Raw genomic sequence first — 2,358 nt, forward strand, 5'->3', positions numbered from 1 at the left:
ATTTTATATCTATGTTGCGGCTTAATTTTAAGCAGTATGTGTAGAAATAATTAATCTGTAGGATTATTGAACAAAGTTTATTTTTAAAAAGACTAATGGAGGGATCTATCGATTAGTCAAAAATAATTTTATGGACTCATGGTTTTTGTGAATCATGGTTCTTTTTAACTCCCAAACGGTTATGTCATTTCTTTTGTATTCATATTTCAGCCGGCTGGTTTTAGTTGGTTGTGGTTAGTTTTTGCTTTTATAAAGCTTTCTTTATAAAAGCAATTTAGACAAAAGAAAACTTGTAAAAGATATCGATATATAAAAGTAGATCGTACTTTTAGTATCAACAAATGGAATTTAAAAAGTCTGATGCTTTAGAAGGGCAAAAGATTTAGTAAATAAACTAAAGCATTGTTATTTCAAGGTTTTGGTTGCTAAATAATAAAGGTTGCAGATTTATCAAATCTGAATCTATGAAGGTATATAGGAAAAAAGATGGCAGATCTTTCATACGTTAATGATCACAGCGATGCATGGCAAACTTACTTGGCACAAATTGACCGTGTTGCTCCGTACTTAGACCACTTGTCAGAGTTTATCGACACTTTAAAACGTCCAAAACGTGCGCTTATTGTAGACGTGCCAATTGTAATGGACGACGGTTCTATCCAGCACTTTGAAGGCTACCGTGTACAACACAACTTGTCTCGTGGTCCTGGTAAAGGCGGTGTTCGTTACCATCCAAATGTTGATTTGAACGAAGTTATGGCGTTGTCTGCATGGATGACAATTAAAACTGCTGTTTTGAACTTGCCATTTGGCGGTGCGAAAGGTGGTATCCGTGTTGATCCGCGTAAATTGTCAAATCGTGAATTAGAGCGTTTGACTCGTCGTTATACGACTGAAATCGGTCACATTATCGGGCCTCAAAAAGATATTCCTGCTCCAGACGTTGGTACAAATGCCAATATTATGGGTTGGATGATGGATACTTACTCTACAAGCCAAGGTTACACAGTAACTGGTGTTGTAACTGGTAAACCAGTTCACTTGGGTGGTTCTTTAGGTCGTGTAAAAGCGACTGGTCGTGGTGTATTTGTTACAGGCCGTGAAGTAGCTGCAAAAATCAATTTACCAATTGAAGGCGCGAAAGTCGCTATTCAAGGTTTTGGTAACGTAGGTAGTGAAGCTGCTTTCTTGTTTGTTGAATCAAAAGCGAAAGTTACACACGTTCAAGATCACACAGGCACTATTTTCAATGCGGATGGTATTGATCTTGATGCATTACGTGATCACGTAAATGCAAATCAAGGTGGTGTTGGCGGTTTCGCTGGCGCGCAATCAATTGCTGATGAAGATTTCTGGACAGCAGAAGTTGACATTATTGTTCCTGCTGCATTGGAAGGTCAAATCACTGTTGAACGTGCTCAAAAACTTAAAGCTAAGTTGATTTTAGAAGGCGCAAACGGCCCGACTTATCCTAAAGCTGAAGACGTACTTGTTGAGCGTGGCATTGTTGTAGTACCTGACGTTGTATGTAATGCCGGCGGTGTAACTGTAAGTTACTTTGAATGGGTTCAAGACATGGCGAGCTACTTCTGGACTGAAGAAGAAATCAATGAGCGTTTAGACAAATTGATGGTTCAAGCTATGGATGACGTTTGGAACACAGCGAACAGCAACGCTTGTACTTTACGTACAGCAGCTTACATCTTGGCATGTGAGCGTATTTTAAAAGCTCGTAAAGAGCGCGGTATTTTCCCAGGCTAATCTGCGGAAATTACTTTTAGAAAAAGTGGTCTGAGCAAATATAAAGGATGTTATAGGGTTATTTGTTCAGCCCCTTTTTCTGAATTATTAGAATTCAAGTGATATCGAATATATTAAATAAATACTGAGGTAAGCATGGAACAGCCAATTTCTGTAACTCGAAGCAACTTTAACGACTGGATGGTTCCAGTTTTTGCACCGGCAAATTTCATTCCTGTACGTGGCGAAGGTTCACGTATCTGGGATCAAGAAAATAAAGAATATATTGATTTTGCAGGCGGGATTGCAGTAAACGCATTAGGTCATGCGCATCCAGTGGCAGTAAATGCTTTAACAGAACAAGCAACAAAACTTTGGCATGTAGGCAATGGTTATACAAATGAACCCGTTCTACGCCTTGCAAAACAACTCACTGAAAATACATTTGCAGATAAGGTTTTCTTCTGTAACTCAGGTGCAGAAGCCAACGAAGCTGCATTAAAACTAGCTCGTAAAGTTGGTCTAGATAGCGGTGTTGCAGGTAAAAGCGGCATTGTGGCATTTAATAATGCTTTCCATGGCCGTACCTTATTTACCGTTTCAGCGGGTGGTCAACCT

General features: G+C 39.2%; 2 protein-coding genes. Both read left to right on the forward strand.

Going from position 1 to position 2,358, the window contains the following annotated elements:
• The first annotated feature begins 486 nt into the window (after positions 1-486).
• Positions 487-1,761 (forward strand): Glu/Leu/Phe/Val family dehydrogenase, encoded by a 1,275-nt coding sequence (locus tag NL42_RS11505; protein ID WP_461312844.1) that lies wholly within the window; start codon positions 487-489, stop codon positions 1,759-1,761.
• Between the two features lie 135 nt (positions 1,762-1,896).
• Positions 1,897-2,358: aminotransferase class III-fold pyridoxal phosphate-dependent enzyme (locus NL42_RS11510; RefSeq protein WP_461312845.1), on the forward strand; the 462-nt coding region annotated here is incomplete at its 3' end.

This window comes from Acinetobacter sp. GN11, assembly GCF_054823985.1.